The organism is Chroococcidiopsis sp. CCNUC1, from assembly GCF_023546805.1.
GTDB lineage: Bacteria > Cyanobacteriota > Cyanobacteriia > Cyanobacteriales > Chroococcidiopsidaceae > Chroococcidiopsis > Chroococcidiopsis thermalis.
Window position 1 is genome coordinate 2,782,245 of sequence record NZ_CP097480.1, and the last position, 14,589, is coordinate 2,796,833.

Sequence of the window (14,589 nt, forward strand, 5' to 3'; positions counted from 1 at the left end):
TGTCAATACATAAAAGTTACAGAAAAGTTCAGGACAAGGAGCGAAATTGTCTTTACAAATATGCAAAACGCAAACATCAAACACAAGACAAGGAATAGGCTCCATCTTACTATTCCGCTTTGTGAACTACGGTTTACTGGTGCTAGCACTGCTCGATCTCCTAGAGATACTCGTCCCCATGCGCTTGCTAAATTCAGTGGAATTTTTGTGACTAGCACCGTTGTTAGTGCTTGAAACTTTGCGGCTTCAAATCAAAATGGATGCTCGCACCCAATTGTCAATCTTGTTTTATTACAATTCCTTAACCTTTAATGCAGCTTGAAGATATTTATCAATATTTTGCCAATCCTCCAGAGATTTATCTTTGCCAAGAGCAAGCAGTTTGTTATATCCTGTCGGTCTTGCTTGAGGGTGAATCTTATGGCTCTGGATTGATTCAAAAGCTCGAACGTGAAGAGTCTCGCTATCGCCTCTCCGATACCGTGTTGTATGCAGCGCTGAAATTTCTCGAAGATGAAGGAGCGATCGCGGGGTACTGGCAAAAACTAGAGGGTCGCGGTCGTCCCCGACGAATGTTTCGGCTCAATCACCAATGGCAAGATGAAGCACGAAAGCTAGCAAAATTATGGAGCGATAGCATCACCAAATATAAATAAGTCAGCCTTTTAGGAGCAGAACGCCTCTGCCGCGGGATAGCTGGGCGATCGCTTCTACGATTTCATCTCCAATTTTTCGAGTAATTTAGGCAGATCCTTTTGAGATACTTGGCGATGCTCGGTTTCGATCGCATCAACCCAAGATATACTTTTCCCCATTGTTGCGGCAAAGAAAGCCCTCGACCAGCCTTTAGCTTTTCTAGCTTCTCTAATCGCAGCACCAGATGGCGGCTGTTGTTTGGGACGTTCCACGCCTCTAAGCTGGTTTGGCGATTTGGCAATCTCTGTCAACGCTGCTTCTGGTAAATCGAATCGCCATGTAGTATCTAAAAGCTGGCTCCAGAAGCCAATTGGTCTTTTCGCACCATCGTTATTTAACAACCACGCAGGACCAGTTTCTACCTCGACTCGCCATCCAGCCGCTTCAATTACTTTCAAGTCAGTCGCCAAATCATCAGCTAGTTGCCGTCGTAGTTGCCGATCTTGCTCTGCTAGCGCAATTTTAGCCATACCATACGCAATTTGCATCAGAGATTTGCCGGAAAAGACATCGCGGCATCCTGGCTTGACTTGAAAAATCAGCCAAATTAGCATTCGAGCTGCACCAGCATTTTGCTTACCAATGCTAAACAGCGTTTGTACTGTTTTCTTGGTAATAACTCCCGTATAGTAATAGTACTCAGACTTATTTAAAAAGTACTTCGCCCACAATCCAGGTTGAACGATGACTTTTAAACCTGTCAGCTTCGGATTGCCTGCCTTATCTGTCTCAAAATCTCTTGCAACATTGACATTCCAGATTTTTAAATCGGCTACGGTAAAGGCTCCTACCTTGCCTTGTTTTTCCCAAACTACGTGAGCTAATATCTGTGCCGGCTGTCGTACCAGGTCATACAGAATTGTCAGTTGCTCATGTCTGCATAAATCTCTACGTTTGATTAATCCGCTGTATTCCAGCAGTTGTTTATCATCTAATAGAAACTCACTTTGCCACGGATTATGCAGATTTGCAGCAGCGGCGCAATAAATTAGATGAATAGCGCCTGCTCTAGGATCGAATCGATCTATGACAGCTAAAGCTGCTGACTCAGATATGGTGTCAGGAGACAAGTTTTCTAAATTGTCAGTGACATAGTAAGAGATCGTGCCTTTATTGGCATCAGTTGCTTTTTCATAGCTCAAATTGTTTTGGGTTTCGGTCTTCCAGGGTAGATCGCGCTTTTGAGATAACACTTCTGCCACGCCATGCAACAAGAGTGACAAAGCGGCAAGATTCGTCTTGCCATCTGGAAACAGAGAAGCTTTCTTGAATGGTTTGGTTGGAGATTTCAGCTGCCTAGACTTCAGAAGAATCTTTTTGACAGTCCCCAATTTACTTGTCTGAGGTGATGTGGTAGTTGATTCTGTAGCGATCGTTTCTTCGCGGTCTACTTCGGTCTTGCTTGTGTCATTTCGCCGAAGAATAACTGTTTGTACTGCCAGTTGAAGCAGACTTCCAAGCCGATTACGCAGTAATTCTGGTAATTTCATTTCTTGCTTGGTATACCGATCGCATTTATCGTATTTTTTGCTCTTGCTGAAAACGCGAATTATCGCATCTCCATACAAACATATCTCGGATTCAACGATATTTTCCTACCTAATTTGGTAGACCTTGCGGAGTTTATTGAAGTATTAATGACAGGAATGCTAACTAAGGGAAGTGTACGAGTAAATCCGATCTATCAAAAGGCATATTCTAAAAGTAGTACTACTAAAAGTAGGCGATCGCATAAGTGCCGTCTTCATCAGCAGATTTGAGCCGATTGGATTTAGTGTAGTTCTAAAGTACTAGTATCGTCTCACTTTTTCCAAAACAGGTTGAATCAATTTGCTTTAAACAGCATCAAAATCTTAGTGAGCAAGAATCTTACAACTTTACATTTACTACCATAGCAGTGCTAAATGATTTGTAAAGTAGGCTTCTAGCCTGCTCCACGTTTATGAATCAAATAGGGTTGCTATAGCACTTAGTCACACTTTTGCTAGAAACAAGTCACACTTTTGCTAGAAACAAGTCACACTTTTTCGTTATAGGGCTTAGATTTAAAATACTTACATTAAAATCTTACATTTTTAGCTTGAGCTAAAAATGTAAGGGCTATTGAATCGAGCGAATAAGATATTTTTCTAAATCTACGGTTTTAGAGATAGCTTCAAAGTAAAATCATTGGAAATGAAGTAATAAAAAACCTTGCAGCCAGTAAACTTTAAGGAATGTTACTCAATTAAAACAGAGATTACTCGCCATAAAAAAGTCAAACATCTATCTGTATGAGTAGTGAAAAGTTCAAACTTTGATTCTGTGGATAGGTGAAAAGAATGTAATTTTGATGGCTTAATATTGGGTGACTGTTAATCATGAATTATTTCTAAGCGGAGAAGAAAATTATGCCATTACTAAGCATTAGCGATTTCGATACAGATTATCAGCGTACCTTTGAAGGAAACGACATCAAAGGTATGGATGTTTACGGTGAAGGAGATGGGGAAAAGTTTGGTACAGTAAAAGATATTTTAGTAGACGAACAAGGTAATTTTCGGTATTTTGTTATCGACGTAGGATTCTGGATTTTTGGTAAAAAAGTACTACTGCCAGTTGGTCGCGCTCGGATCGATCGCAACGCTCATCGCGTCTATGCCAACGGTTTGACTAGAGAGCAAGCGGATCGCTTACCCGAATATACAGAAGGCATGACAGCAGACTACGATTACGAAGAACGGGTAAGAGAAGTTTATCGTACAGAAGCTTCTTTAGATGCATCAGCACCTCTAGACTCGGCATCTACTGCTGCGATGATGGGTACTGCTACGCCAACTAGCTATAACCGCGATACTTACACTTACGAGCATGACAGAGATTTATACGATACAAGCACTCATAGCGATCGCACCATTAAACTTTATGAAGAGCGGTTGATTGCCAGCAAACAGCGCCGCAAAACTGGAGAAGTTGCGATCGGCAAGCACGTTGAAACTGAGACAGAACGAGTTTCAGTTCCAATAGAAAAAGAGCGGGTCGTGATTGAAAGAATTACCCCACCCGATGCAGGTAGGGCTGTTGCACCTGGTGAAGTTGACTTCCATGAGGGTGAAGTTGCCCGTGTAGAAGTGTATGAAGAAGTTCCAGATATTCATAAAGAAGCCTTCGTTAGAGAAGAAATCAGAGTCAAGAAGGTCGTAGAACAGGAAACTGTGGAAGCACAAGAAACGATTCGCAGGGAAGAATTAGATATCGATACTGATGGTCGTCCAGTTATCAGTGACCAGTAACCAGTTATCAGTGACCAGTTATCAGTGACCAGTTATCAGTGACCAGTTATCAGTGACTAGCGATCGGTTAATTCTAACTTCTGATTCCTGACTGCTTTTTACTAGACCTCCTGCATGAATCAAAAAATCATGGATGTCATTCTGTTGGCGAAGCCTTCCCGAAGGGTACGCAACGCAGTGTAGTGAAGAATCTCCCAGATGTTTCGCTTCGCGTGTGGATGACAATTCAAGTATTCACGCAGGAGGTCTACTGACAACTGATAACTGTTCTATTCATTTGTAAATTGTAGGAGGTAGAAATGAGTTTGATTAAAAAGTTTCGGAAAATTGCGACTGTGCTGCTCTTAGTATTATTTGTGACTACAACTACAGCCTGTAGCAGTGCAGTTCAAGCCAAACAGCCAACAACAATGCTACCAACAGCTAGCCGGAGTGCAGATTACTCGCAAATAGCAAGAGGAAATACTCAAGCCGGACAAGATTTTGGTAGTTGGGTCGTGCAAACGGCTAGGGGAATGGTTAAAGATGCCTATGTGCGCGACAACAATAAATTAGGTGTTGTCATCTCACCTGAAGTTCGCCCAAACGAAGTTAAGCCATTAGCAAAATCTCTAGCTCAAGGTTTTCGCCGCAATTTCCCCAACCAAGATTTGACTGTGTTGATGTACGCACCGGATAAAAAGCTAATTTTGACAGCTAAGTACGACACTCAAACTAACCAGATTGAATACAAGTAGGTCGTTGGTCATTTGTCATTGACTATGAATGCAAATGGCGGTTGTAACAAGGAGAAAAAAATGAGTAGTAGCGACAAATACAGAAAAGAAGTCATGAACGATCTCGCTCAAGGTAATGTAGAAAACCTTGACGCTCCCACAAATTTAGAGCAAGATTACGAAAATTTTGACGATTTTGCTCAACGCTCATCTCACGAAGAACGTCGCCGCTTATTCGGTCGCTCTTTCCACCCAGACCGAATTCCCACAAATCAGATGGAACCGGAATTGCAAAAAGCGATCGCCCAGATTAAACCAAATGAAAGAGATGATGTGGCGCGGGCTTTCTTCAAGCACTTAGGTAAAAGAGGACTGCACGATCGCGATTTAGAAAAGCAATTGGGGCTATCAACTCATCACGCCAGCCGGATGAATGCCGACGATGTAAGTAAATTAGCTGCATTTGCTTATCACAACCATCCCGATATTTTTCAAGAGGTATTAGCGGAACAACCTGCGTTCGTGAAATTCCTCAGCAATCCAATGGTCGGTGCTGCATTGGGTGCGATCGCGGCTAAATGGTTGGGTGGTCGTAAGTAAGAGAAAAAGTGTTTAGGTGTGAAGGAGTGAAGTATGTCCGGGAGTGCAGATTTATCCAAATTCAGCCAGTTGAGTTTGGGTGTAGCGATCGCTTTTTTTGGTGTGGGGGTGCTACCCCAACAACTTCTGGCTGAGGAACAGAGGCTTAAGGATTCAACCGAGAAAGAGGCGGTAGCCCTAACGAGTAGCACGGCTCAAAACGAAGACATATCTTACGCTGCCGCCGATCTGCAACCGCAGGACGAATCTACCCAGGAGCTACGACTGGCGCAGCGAGAAGTTGACATCGATACTTTCTGTCGCTCGTATCCCTACAATTCTCGTTGTGCTGATTACCAGCCACCGGAGCAACGTCAGAAGCCAAAAGAGAAGCTGAGAGAAACTTTAACCGAAAAGCAGCCGCGAAGTGGCTTTGCACTCACAGGTAAAGCTGGTACTTTAGGATTTGGGTTAGAAGGAGTTGGGGCTATTTCTCCTAATTTTAACGGTCGCTTGGGAGTGAATTACTTTGATTTTGGGATTGACACCGAGCAAAGCGATATTGACTACGATGCTGACGTGCAGCTATTCAGTGTTTCGGCACTTTTAGACTGGTATCCGTCGAAAAGAAGTGACTTTAGGATTACAGGCGGTTTATTCTACAACAACAACAAAGTTGACGCAACCGCCCGCTCAACTGCAACTTTGGATATTGGAGGTGTAGAGTTTCCTGCTTCAGCCGTGGGTCAGCTAGAAGGAGAACTGACATTTCCTAACACAATTTCTCCTTACGTTGGCATTGGTTACGGTAATCCAGTCAAACGCGATCGCGCCTTCAGTTTTTCGATTGATTTAGGCGTTTTATTCGGGGGTGCGCCAGAAGTCGATCTGATTGCATCAGGACCAATAGCAGGACCAGCGTTACAACTACCAGTTGTAGGTTCGTTATTAGAAGATGCGATCGAACAGGAAGAAGACGATATCGAAGACGATTTGAGCGACTTCAAGATCTATCCCGTGCTGACTATTGGCATTTCCTACCACTTCTAATCGGTTCTGCTTGCTGATGATTGGATAGGAAAGCTCGCATAGCATTCCGATAAATTCTGAACAATCGACCAGAAATCATCAGAGATTTAACAATTCTTCTGCTGCTGTAATATAGCAATCCTATTTGATTCATGAACGTGGAGCAGGCTCCTAGCCCGCCGCAGGCTAGAAGCCTACTGTACAAATCATTTAGAACTGCTATATCTGATTTCAGGAAAATATTTCTGAAAATATTTCTATCAGTTTAGATACACAACGAGAGAAGTCAAAAATACATAACTTGCGGTATAAACGGCTAAATAAGCTATCAGTTAGCTTGGGAAATATATTGCCTCAGATGTAGCAGTATGAGCGTGCGCCGAATTCAAACGAGGTAGTCATATGTGGGAAATTGCAGAAATAGCAGGGCATGGTTTCAATAACTATTGGCTAGCACAAATTATCACAGAAGAAATTCTCACTCCCGAAGAAGCTGCCGCAGTCTTTTCGGGTCCACAATTCTTAGTGGCATTGTTTGCGGGTGTAGTGATGGCATTTGCTTTCCAACTCCTGTTAACTAACTTTACAGTCGCTTTAGGTATTTCCGCGTTAGGCGGGGGAGATGCCGACGATACAGATAATTTAGGTAGCACAGTCCGTAAAATCTCGACCGCAGTAGGTCTTTTGGCTTTAACAACTGGCGGCGTGGCTCTATTCGTTGCCAGTTTTTTAGCTGTGAAACTTAGTTTAGTCAGCAGTGCGGTATTAGGGGCAATTATTGGGGTAGTTATTTGGTCTACCTATTTTTCTATCCTGTTGTGGTTAGGCTCAACTACAGTTGGTTCGCTGATCGGTTCTTTAGTTAGCACTGCTACCTCTGGCTTTCAAGGACTGGTAGGGACAGCAACCGCAGCTTTAGGCGCTAATGTAGCCAAGAATCAAGCTGTGGATACAGCTGAAGCGATCGCCGCCGCAGTTCGGCAAGAATTCACTACAGGACTCGACCCAGACGCGATCGGTAAGACTCTACAAAAGTCTTTGGGAAATTTACAACTACCGCAACTGAATTTAGACGAAATTCGCGGTCAGTTTGAAAATATCCTCAAAAACTCCGATCTAAAATCTGTGGCTGATAGCGACGTATTACGTAACATTAACCGCGAGACATTTGCAGATTTAGTCAGCGATCGCACGGATTTATCCAAACAAGATGTGAATCGGATTGTAGACCAGTTGCAAGGCGTTTGGCAGCAAACGATCGGTACAGGCGAAGTAGATCCGCAAGCTCAATTAAGTCAATTTATTAAAGAAGCTTCTCCCGAACAACTCAATTCCAGCGAACTCAGCGAACAACTGGAACAATTGGTACAAAGCACCCAATCGAATGAAAAGCAAAGCAACGGTTGGGGGAATCGAGCTGTGCAACTAGGTGTCAGCGCCCTCACCACCGCAGTACTCGAAAGAACCAATCTGGCTGGAATTGATGTGGAAAATATTTCTGGTCAACTGCAAAAATTCATCGATAAGTTGCCAGAAGTAGACCGAGACAAGATTTCCGGTCAGTTACAGCAATTTAAACAGCAGGTGCAACAGCAAGCGCAAAAACTACCAGCACAGCCAAACAGCGCCATCCGCAGCGATGTAGATGATTATCTGCTGAAATCTTACCCGTGGCATCTCAACCGCGAAACGATTAAGCAAGAATTTAGAGACGTTATCTACGATGCGCAAGCAGATCCAGGTAAAGTTAAACAAGAGCTAGAGCAGCTAGATAAAGATTATTTCACACAAAAACTGAATCAACGCGGCGATCTACTTGAGAACAAAGTCCAAGAAGTTGCCCAGCAATTAGAAGAGATCCGCACCGAGATTTTAGCTACGGTTTCTGCTGGTGCGTCACAAGCGCAATCACAAGACCTGCGTAGCCGTGTAGAAAATTATCTGCGTTCGACTGGTAAGGAAGAACTAAATCCCGAAGGGATTGAGCGCGACTTCCAAACTCTTCTAGAAGATCCAGAAGCGGGTGTGGAAACACTCAGCGATCGCCTATCGCAATTTGACCGCGATACTTTGACTCAACTGCTCAAACAACGCCAGGATATTAGCGAAGAGGAAGCAAATAATATTGTCGGTCAACTCGAAAGCACTCGCGATCGCGTTGTCAACAAAGCCAAAGAATTGCAAGAACAGGCGCAAGCTAAAGCAGCAGAAGTAAGGCAGAAAGTAGAAGAGTATCTTCGCAATACTAATAAAGAAGAACTCAACCCTGAAGGCATCGAGCGCGATTTCCGCACCTTGCTAGAAGATCCGCAAGTGGGAATTTCTGTATTACGCTCAAGATTATCGCAGTTCGATCGCGAAACGTTAGTAGCATTACTATCGCAACGTCAAGATTTGAGCGAGGAGCAAATAAATCAAACTCTCGATCGCTTAGAATCAGTCCGCGATAATATCTTACAAGCACCGCAACAGCTCACAGGCAAGGCCAAAGAGCAATACGACAAAACGACAACGGCGATTTCTGAATATCTGCGTAACACCAACCTAGAAGAACTCAATCCTGAAGGCATCCAGCAGGATTTACGTAAAGTATTGGAAGATCCTCAAGAGGGAGCCATAGCATTACGCGATCGCTTGTCTCACGTCGATCGGGAAACCTTGGTGAAACTACTGTCGCAACGGCAAGACTTGAGTGAAGAACAAGTCAATCGAGCAATCGACTCTGTAGAAGAAGCAATTAACAGCATTGTGCAAGCACCACGCCGTTTGGCAAGCCGCGTCCAACAGCAGGCGATCGATTTTGAGACAACTTTAGAAGGTTACTTGCGGAATACGAATAAAGAAGAACTCAATCCCGATAGCATTAAGCGCGACTTGCAACTATTGCTTAACGATCCTCGTGCTGGATTGGGTAGTTTGGGCGATCGCCTCTCGCACTTCGATCGTTCGACGATTGTGGCTTTACTGTCTCAAAGAGAAGATATTTCGGAAGAAGAAGCAAATCAAATTGTCGATCGCATCCTGACTGTACGTAACTCTGTTGCCGAGCAAATTGAGAAAATTCAGCGTAGCGTACAGTCTGTTATCGACTCAGTTTTCGATCGCATTCGCAGCTACCTCAACTCGCTAGAGCGTCCCGAACTCAACTACGAGGGAATTCAGCAAGACTTCACCACCTTGTTTGACGATCCGCAAGCGGGATTTGATGCTCTACGCAATCGCTTGAGCCAATTCGATCGCGACACACTAATCGCCGTGTTGAGTTCTCGCGAAGATATTTCCCCAGCCGATGCCGAGCGGATTGTGGGTCAAATTGAAGGTACGCGCGATCGAGTGCTGCATCAAGCCGAACGCATTCAGCAAGAAACGCAAAAACGGCTGGAAGCTTTGAAACAACAAGCACAGGCAACAGCAGTAGAAACCAAAAAAGCCGCATCTGGTGCAGCTTGGTGGTTGTTTGGTACGGCTTTGACTTCTCTTGTCGCATCTGCGATCGCCGGAGCGTTAGCCGTGAACGGGATCGGTGGATTGTTTTAAAGTTTCCACTGGAATTTTGAAATTGGAGCAAAAAAATGACTTTAGGCTACCACAGACGAGCAGTAGGCACATTTGAGCGGCGTAAAGATGCGGAACGCGCCCTGAATGAATTAAAGCATTCTGGTTTTGGGATGGGTCGGGTTTCCATCATCGCCCAAGATGCAGACAGCAAACCTGATATTGCTGGTGTAGATGTAGAAGATCGCGATCGCGTCGGGAACAAAGCCGATGAAGGTGCTGCTACTGGAGCGGTGACAGGCGGAGTTTTAGGCGGACTGACTGGTTTATTGGTCGGACTAGGCACTTTAGCAATTCCTGGTGTTGGTCCAGTGATGCTAGCGGGCGAAGTTGCTACAGCCCTGGCTACAACTGCGGCTGGTGGTGCGATTGGTGCGGCTGCGGGCGGTTTGCTAGGCGCACTAATTGGCTTGGGGATTCCCGAGGAAAGAGCCAAAGTTTACAGCGATCGCGTTTCTAGAGGACATTATTTAGTTATTGTGGATGGCACTGACGACGAAATCGCCCACGCAGCCAGAATTCTTGGCGGTGGCGGGATTCAAGAATGGGGTGTATATAACAACCCAAATGCGACCACTACCCGTACCGATGTTGTGACTGATGTAGCGCGGATGAATTCGACTAGACCGGCTTACCGCACCGAAGGCATTGTCGATAACGTCAATACAGCTAACCCCACCTACCGCACTGAAAGTAGTGTTGACGACGCTCCTGAAGTCATTATTGTCGATCGTCGGGACGAGACTCACTGAGAACCAGCATAGTATTGACTAATGGGTGGAAGGACATACTGTCAGTGCGATACTATAGCGATTCTCGTTATGAGGCGATACATTCGTAGGGGCGCACAGCTGTGCGCCCCTACAGATCTTGTATTTCATCGAATTGAAAAAGGCTATATCTCGCTCGGAAACTATAGCAGTTCTAAATGATTTGTAAAGTAGGCTTTTAGCCTGCGGCAGGCTAGAAGCCTGCTCCACGTTCATGAATCAAAACTGAAATTTCAGACAGCTAGCTTAGTAGCGGGAACGTCTTTTCCGCTGCTTATGCTTAGCGAGTTCCTTACGTTTATGTTTTTCAATTGGCGTTTCAAAGTGACGATGTTTCTTGATGTCTAAAAAAATCCCTGCTTTAGAAACTTCGCGCTTAAATCGACGCAAGGCTGACTCAATTCCTTCATTTTCACCCAAAATAATTTGTGCCATCTATTCTCCTCTCAATTGAGTAAGTTAGGATAGAATTTGGGCAATTTATCCTGAAATTAAGTTGTTAGCAAAAAAGGGTAGACTCCCGATCTACCCTTAAACCTTAGAGTTAAATTATCTGTCTTAAAGGTTAGTAGCGACTAGAGAAATTACCTCTGCGATTACCACCGAATGAGCTTCTGTCTTCTCTAGGCTTTGCCTTATTAACCTTCAGGTTGCGCCCCATCCATTCAGCACCATCAAGAGCATCAATGGCAGCTGTTTCTTCAGTATCTGTATCCATTTCCACAAAAGCAAAGCCGCGCATCCGACCAGTTTCGCGATCGGTTGGGAGTTGCACCCGCTTTACAGAACCGTACTCTGCAAAAGCAGCACTGAGGTCTTCTTGCGTTACCTCGTATGATAAATTGCCGACATATATAGACATATGATTGTCTCCAAAATCAAAAGGTGTAGAGATTTAGATTTCGGAGAGAAGCCTGTTAATGTTAAAAACAAACGATATAACCGAATTTTAGTCTCACCCACTATACTAGCGCACTATTGAACTCTCGCACGAGAGCGATCGCGTTGGAATGGGTGTATTGAATACATTTTAGTTAGTGATAAAAGACCTTCGCCATATTTTAACAAGCTGTGTAGACGCTCCCTCCGGCATCGCTAGATGTATGCGCTCAAAAGCCTTTGATGCTTTGTTTTGTGGAACTTTGCTCTTGATTTATCTAGTTGGGATCTAGTCAAAAGATAGATAACTCCGATTGAGTGCGGTCAAGACTAGTCGTTGAAATATTCAAGCAGATCGACAGAAATATTTTGTTATAATAATTTACATACGCTTACACGAGGGCATCCATGCGCTACACCGATAAAGAAGGGAATACCCTCAACCTGAATGAATGTATGACTGCCGATAGCTTCTTGATGGAGCCTGACGTTTATACCTGCGAACCACTGGAAATGCATTTCAACCAAAACGGAGATCTCAAAGCCGGAAAGAGACCGAAGAAAGCAGTAGTTAGCAAATCTTTGTAGTGGCGATTAGCTCAGTATGACAATAGCGAGCGAACTAGGTATCTAACCTCAGACAAAGATATCTAGCTAGACTCTATCTTCTAGTTTTCGCCCCAGTGGGGCAGGAGTCAGCGATGAATCAGCCCATTAAATTATCTATAGAGCAAGAATTTAGCCTCAGAAGCTTTGCCGACCAAGTGCAGCAGATGTCCCGCGAACAAGCCCAGGAATTTTTGATTGTGCTGCATAAGCAGATGATAATTCAGAAAACAATGTACCAGGAATTTCTGAAGCATGAGTGGCATCTGGACTAGGATCGCGCTTTTGGGGCAGAGCTGGTGAGAAAGCGCCTCCAAAACCTCTATCTACCTGCTTTATCCAATATATCTGGTGGTAATTCAATCTCTTTTGAAGCTGTGCGGCTACAGCTATTAGCCAACAATCGGGTACAGATTTGGGCTAATGCCAATCTAAGCAACGGCGAACTCGTGCCGATTAGTCTGAGTGTAACCATAACCATCGAGCGACGATGCCGCCTTGCTTTTTGCGAACCGAAGTTTGAAGCAGATAGCGTACCAGAATCTCGACGAGAAATCTCTCAAACCCTAAGCATCATATTGGTAGAAATTTTAGATCGCATGGTCGATTTGGATCGCTTCGATCTCGATGGCATCACGCTCCGACTCAACCAATTGGAAACCCAAGAAAAACTGTTGATTTTCAGCGGCTACGCCCAAATTGAGCGCATCCCCGCCAACTCCTAGTTTGCTAGTAAATCACGTGCTGACATGCATGAGTGCTTTAACTGGTAGCGTCGCTTCTGTCAGTGGGTCGTAGCCTAGTTGCTGGGTAATTCGCTCTCTTGCTAAAGTGCGGTATTCCCAGAAATGCTCTCCAGCCGCACACAGCCCCAGATACATATTCAGAACTTGAGGTTTGGTACGCACGATTACCCACAACTGTCGCCAAAATTGCGCCCGAATTTCAGCTCGTCGCCAGCCCTGATGCCAGATCAACCGTGCTAATAGCCGCAGCCCTTTGCCTGGAGCAAAGTACATACTCTGTCTTCTTCCAGTAGGGGGAACAATGTTAAGGCATTGCTCAAAACAGCGCTTGAGATAGTTTGCGGGTTCGTACAACGTCCAGAAGCCTTCTACATACTCTCTAGCAATTTCAGCAACTGGTCGAGTGGGGATGAAATTCATCAACGTGTTTTGATCCCCGACTGGGGTGATACCGATGCCCTCTAATAAACGCTGTTCTGCTTTCAGCCGATTCCAAAGGGCAGTATTAGGCAAGGCTTGCAAAATTCCCAGCATCGGTTGAGGAATACTAGTTTGTTCCACAAATGCTTGAATTCGTTCTCCAGCGCCCGAGCGTTCTCCGTCAAAGCCCAGGATAAAACCTGCGTAAATCAATAATCCTGCCTGATTAATCTTGCGACAGGCTTCTATTAGCGGGTTACGGGTATTTTGCAACTTGCGAGTGGTTTGCAGGCTATCAGTATCTGGAGTTTCGATACCAAGAAAGACGGCGTAGAACCCTGCTTCTTGCATGAGTTGTAGCAGTTCATCATCCTCTGCTAGGTTAACCGAGGCTTCAGTGATGAATGTGAAGGGATAGCTGCGTTCCTTCATCCAAGGAATCAATTCTCGTAGGAACCGTTTGACATTGCGCTGATTCCCAATAAAATTGTCGTCAACGATGAAAAGCGACCCCCGCCAGCCTAAGTCGTAGAGATTTTGCAACTCTGCTAAGGTCTGACTTGGTTCCTTAGTGCGCGGTTTACGACCATAAAGCGTGATAATGTCACAGAATTCGCAGTTGAAGGGGCAGCCGCGAGAAAACTGAATTGCCATCATGAAGTAGGCATCTCGCTGGAGCAGATCGAAGCGGGGAATCGGGCTAGTGGTAACGTCAGGCTTCTCGGTAGCGCGAAATATTCCTTGTTGTTGACCTTGGGAAAGTGCTTCTAGAAATTGCGGGATAGTTAGCTCGCCTTCATCCAGTACCAAATAATGCGCTCCAGAGGCGAGGGCATCTTGAGGAACTGAAGTTGGATATGGTCCCCCCACTGCCACCTTCTTGCCCAACCGTACAGCTTTTTGAATCAGGGCGTGGAAGTCCGGTTTCTGAACCAGCATGGCAGAAAGAATAACCATGTCGCACCACTGCCAATCGCCATCTGTTTCCTGGTTTACATTACGGTCATAAAACCTAATTTCCCAATCCTTTGGCAGCATTGCTGCAACTGTAATAATTCCCAATGGCGGAATGACTGCTTTGAGTCCAGCCATTTCCATACAGCGATCGTAAGACCAGAAAGACTGGGGAAAACAAGGGTAGAGCAAGAGTGCCTTCATATACGAAGTTTCCTTGTATGGACTGGATTTTAAGTTTGAAGAAGCGCGATCGCATCAGTGATTTCTACTTCTGATTCTGATGGGAATAGGAAAGCCTTTGACACTACAATCAATAATGGTTTCAGATACTTGCTTTAGATTAACGTCAGTGCAACTTCTACCT

General features: G+C 44.7%; 14 protein-coding genes. 10 read left to right on the plus strand and 4 right to left on the minus strand.

The window, feature by feature from the left end; all coding sequences use genetic code 11:
• Positions 1 to 311 precede the first annotated feature (311 nt).
• Entirely contained in the window at positions 312 to 656 is a 345-nt protein-coding gene (locus M5J74_RS13020; RefSeq protein ID WP_015154521.1) for a PadR family transcriptional regulator, read from the plus strand.
• A 54-nt stretch (positions 657 to 710) separates the two neighbouring features.
• Here the strand turns inward: M5J74_RS13020 and M5J74_RS13025 are convergent, their stop codons facing one another.
• Positions 711 to 2,186 (minus strand): helix-turn-helix transcriptional regulator, encoded by a 1,476-nt coding sequence (locus tag M5J74_RS13025; RefSeq protein WP_250016911.1) that lies wholly within the window; start codon positions 2,184 to 2,186, stop codon positions 711 to 713.
• 900 nt (positions 2,187 to 3,086) lie between these two features.
• Here M5J74_RS13025 and M5J74_RS13030 point away from each other — a divergent pair.
• From M5J74_RS13030 to M5J74_RS13055, 6 genes are all read left to right on the plus strand, one after another.
• The gene (locus M5J74_RS13030; protein WP_250016912.1) at positions 3,087 to 3,968 is read left to right on the plus strand and encodes a DUF2382 domain-containing protein; all 882 of its coding nucleotides are present in this window, start codon (positions 3,087 to 3,089) and stop codon (positions 3,966 to 3,968) included.
• Between the two features lie 299 nt (positions 3,969 to 4,267).
• Positions 4,268 to 4,705 carry a hypothetical protein gene (locus tag M5J74_RS13035; protein ID WP_015154524.1) on the plus strand — a complete coding sequence of 146 codons (438 nt, stop codon included), beginning with the start codon at positions 4,268 to 4,270 and terminating at the stop codon, positions 4,703 to 4,705.
• Between the two features lie 60 nt (positions 4,706 to 4,765).
• Positions 4,766 to 5,284: a hypothetical protein gene (locus M5J74_RS13040; protein WP_015154525.1), complete on the plus strand. Its 519-nt coding sequence runs from the start codon at positions 4,766 to 4,768 to the stop codon at positions 5,282 to 5,284.
• 33 nt (positions 5,285 to 5,317) lie between these two features.
• Complete coding sequence (locus M5J74_RS13045; RefSeq protein ID WP_106217067.1) at positions 5,318 to 6,313, plus strand: hypothetical protein; 996 nt, start codon at positions 5,318 to 5,320, stop codon at positions 6,311 to 6,313.
• 381 nt (positions 6,314 to 6,694) lie between these two features.
• Positions 6,695 to 9,829: an MFS transporter gene (locus M5J74_RS13050; RefSeq protein WP_250016913.1), complete on the plus strand. Its 3,135-nt coding sequence runs from the start codon at positions 6,695 to 6,697 to the stop codon at positions 9,827 to 9,829.
• Positions 9,830 to 9,864: 35 nt separating this feature from the next.
• Complete coding sequence (locus M5J74_RS13055) at positions 9,865 to 10,599, plus strand: DUF1269 domain-containing protein (protein ID WP_250016915.1); 735 nt, start codon at positions 9,865 to 9,867, stop codon at positions 10,597 to 10,599.
• Between the two features lie 264 nt (positions 10,600 to 10,863).
• On the opposite strand, the gene rpsU is transcribed toward M5J74_RS13055, so the two are convergent.
• Entirely contained in the window at positions 10,864 to 11,052 is a 189-nt protein-coding gene (gene rpsU, locus M5J74_RS13060) for a 30S ribosomal protein S21 (protein ID WP_015154529.1), read from the minus strand.
• Between the two features lie 130 nt (positions 11,053 to 11,182).
• Entirely contained in the window at positions 11,183 to 11,479 is a 297-nt protein-coding gene (locus M5J74_RS13065) for an RNA-binding protein (RefSeq protein ID WP_015154530.1), read from the minus strand.
• Between the two features lie 425 nt (positions 11,480 to 11,904).
• On the opposite strand from M5J74_RS13065, the gene M5J74_RS13070 reads away from it, so the two are divergent.
• The 3 genes from M5J74_RS13070 to M5J74_RS13080 all read left to right on the plus strand — a co-directional run bounded on the left by M5J74_RS13070 (position 11,905) and on the right by M5J74_RS13080 (position 12,827).
• Complete coding sequence (locus M5J74_RS13070) at positions 11,905 to 12,084, plus strand: hypothetical protein (protein WP_015154531.1); 180 nt, start codon at positions 11,905 to 11,907, stop codon at positions 12,082 to 12,084.
• Between the two features lie 113 nt (positions 12,085 to 12,197).
• Positions 12,198 to 12,377, plus strand: a complete 180-nt coding sequence (locus M5J74_RS13075; RefSeq protein WP_015154532.1) for an NblA/ycf18 family protein — start codon at positions 12,198 to 12,200, stop codon at positions 12,375 to 12,377.
• Positions 12,378 to 12,401: 24 nt separating this feature from the next.
• The gene (locus tag M5J74_RS13080; RefSeq protein ID WP_181245506.1) at positions 12,402 to 12,827 is read left to right on the plus strand and encodes a hypothetical protein; all 426 of its coding nucleotides are present in this window, start codon (positions 12,402 to 12,404) and stop codon (positions 12,825 to 12,827) included.
• A 12-nt stretch (positions 12,828 to 12,839) separates the two neighbouring features.
• Here the strand turns inward: M5J74_RS13080 and M5J74_RS13085 are convergent, their stop codons facing one another.
• On the minus strand, positions 12,840 to 14,426 hold the full coding sequence (locus M5J74_RS13085; protein WP_250016916.1) for a B12-binding domain-containing radical SAM protein: 1,587 nt from the start codon (positions 14,424 to 14,426) through the stop codon (positions 12,840 to 12,842).
• Positions 14,427 to 14,589: the final 163 nt, after the last annotated feature.

Excerpts from the sequence above, each read along its gene's own strand:
- M5J74_RS13050 (WP_250016913.1), top strand. The coding sequence starts at position 6,695 with ATGTGGGAAATTGCAGAAATAGCAGGGCATGGTTTCAATAACTATTGG.
- M5J74_RS13045 (WP_106217067.1), top strand. The coding sequence starts at position 5,318 with ATGTCCGGGAGTGCAGATTTATCCAAATTCAGCCAGTTGAGTTTGGGT.
- M5J74_RS13085 (WP_250016916.1), bottom strand. The coding sequence starts at position 14,426 with ATGAAGGCACTCTTGCTCTACCCTTGTTTTCCCCAGTCTTTCTGGTCT.
- M5J74_RS13065 (WP_015154530.1), bottom strand. The coding sequence starts at position 11,479 with ATGTCTATATATGTCGGCAATTTATCATACGAGGTAACGCAAGAAGAC.
- rpsU (WP_015154529.1), bottom strand. The coding sequence starts at position 11,052 with ATGGCACAAATTATTTTGGGTGAAAATGAAGGAATTGAGTCAGCCTTG.
- M5J74_RS13070 (WP_015154531.1), top strand. The coding sequence starts at position 11,905 with ATGCGCTACACCGATAAAGAAGGGAATACCCTCAACCTGAATGAATGT.
- M5J74_RS13040 (WP_015154525.1), top strand. The coding sequence starts at position 4,766 with ATGAGTAGTAGCGACAAATACAGAAAAGAAGTCATGAACGATCTCGCT.
- M5J74_RS13025 (WP_250016911.1), bottom strand. The coding sequence starts at position 2,186 with ATGAAATTACCAGAATTACTGCGTAATCGGCTTGGAAGTCTGCTTCAA.
- M5J74_RS13055 (WP_250016915.1), top strand. The coding sequence starts at position 9,865 with ATGACTTTAGGCTACCACAGACGAGCAGTAGGCACATTTGAGCGGCGT.
- M5J74_RS13035 (WP_015154524.1), top strand. The coding sequence starts at position 4,268 with ATGAGTTTGATTAAAAAGTTTCGGAAAATTGCGACTGTGCTGCTCTTA.
- M5J74_RS13020 (WP_015154521.1), top strand. The coding sequence starts at position 312 with ATGCAGCTTGAAGATATTTATCAATATTTTGCCAATCCTCCAGAGATT.
- M5J74_RS13075 (WP_015154532.1), top strand. The coding sequence starts at position 12,198 with ATGAATCAGCCCATTAAATTATCTATAGAGCAAGAATTTAGCCTCAGA.
- M5J74_RS13030 (WP_250016912.1), top strand. The coding sequence starts at position 3,087 with ATGCCATTACTAAGCATTAGCGATTTCGATACAGATTATCAGCGTACC.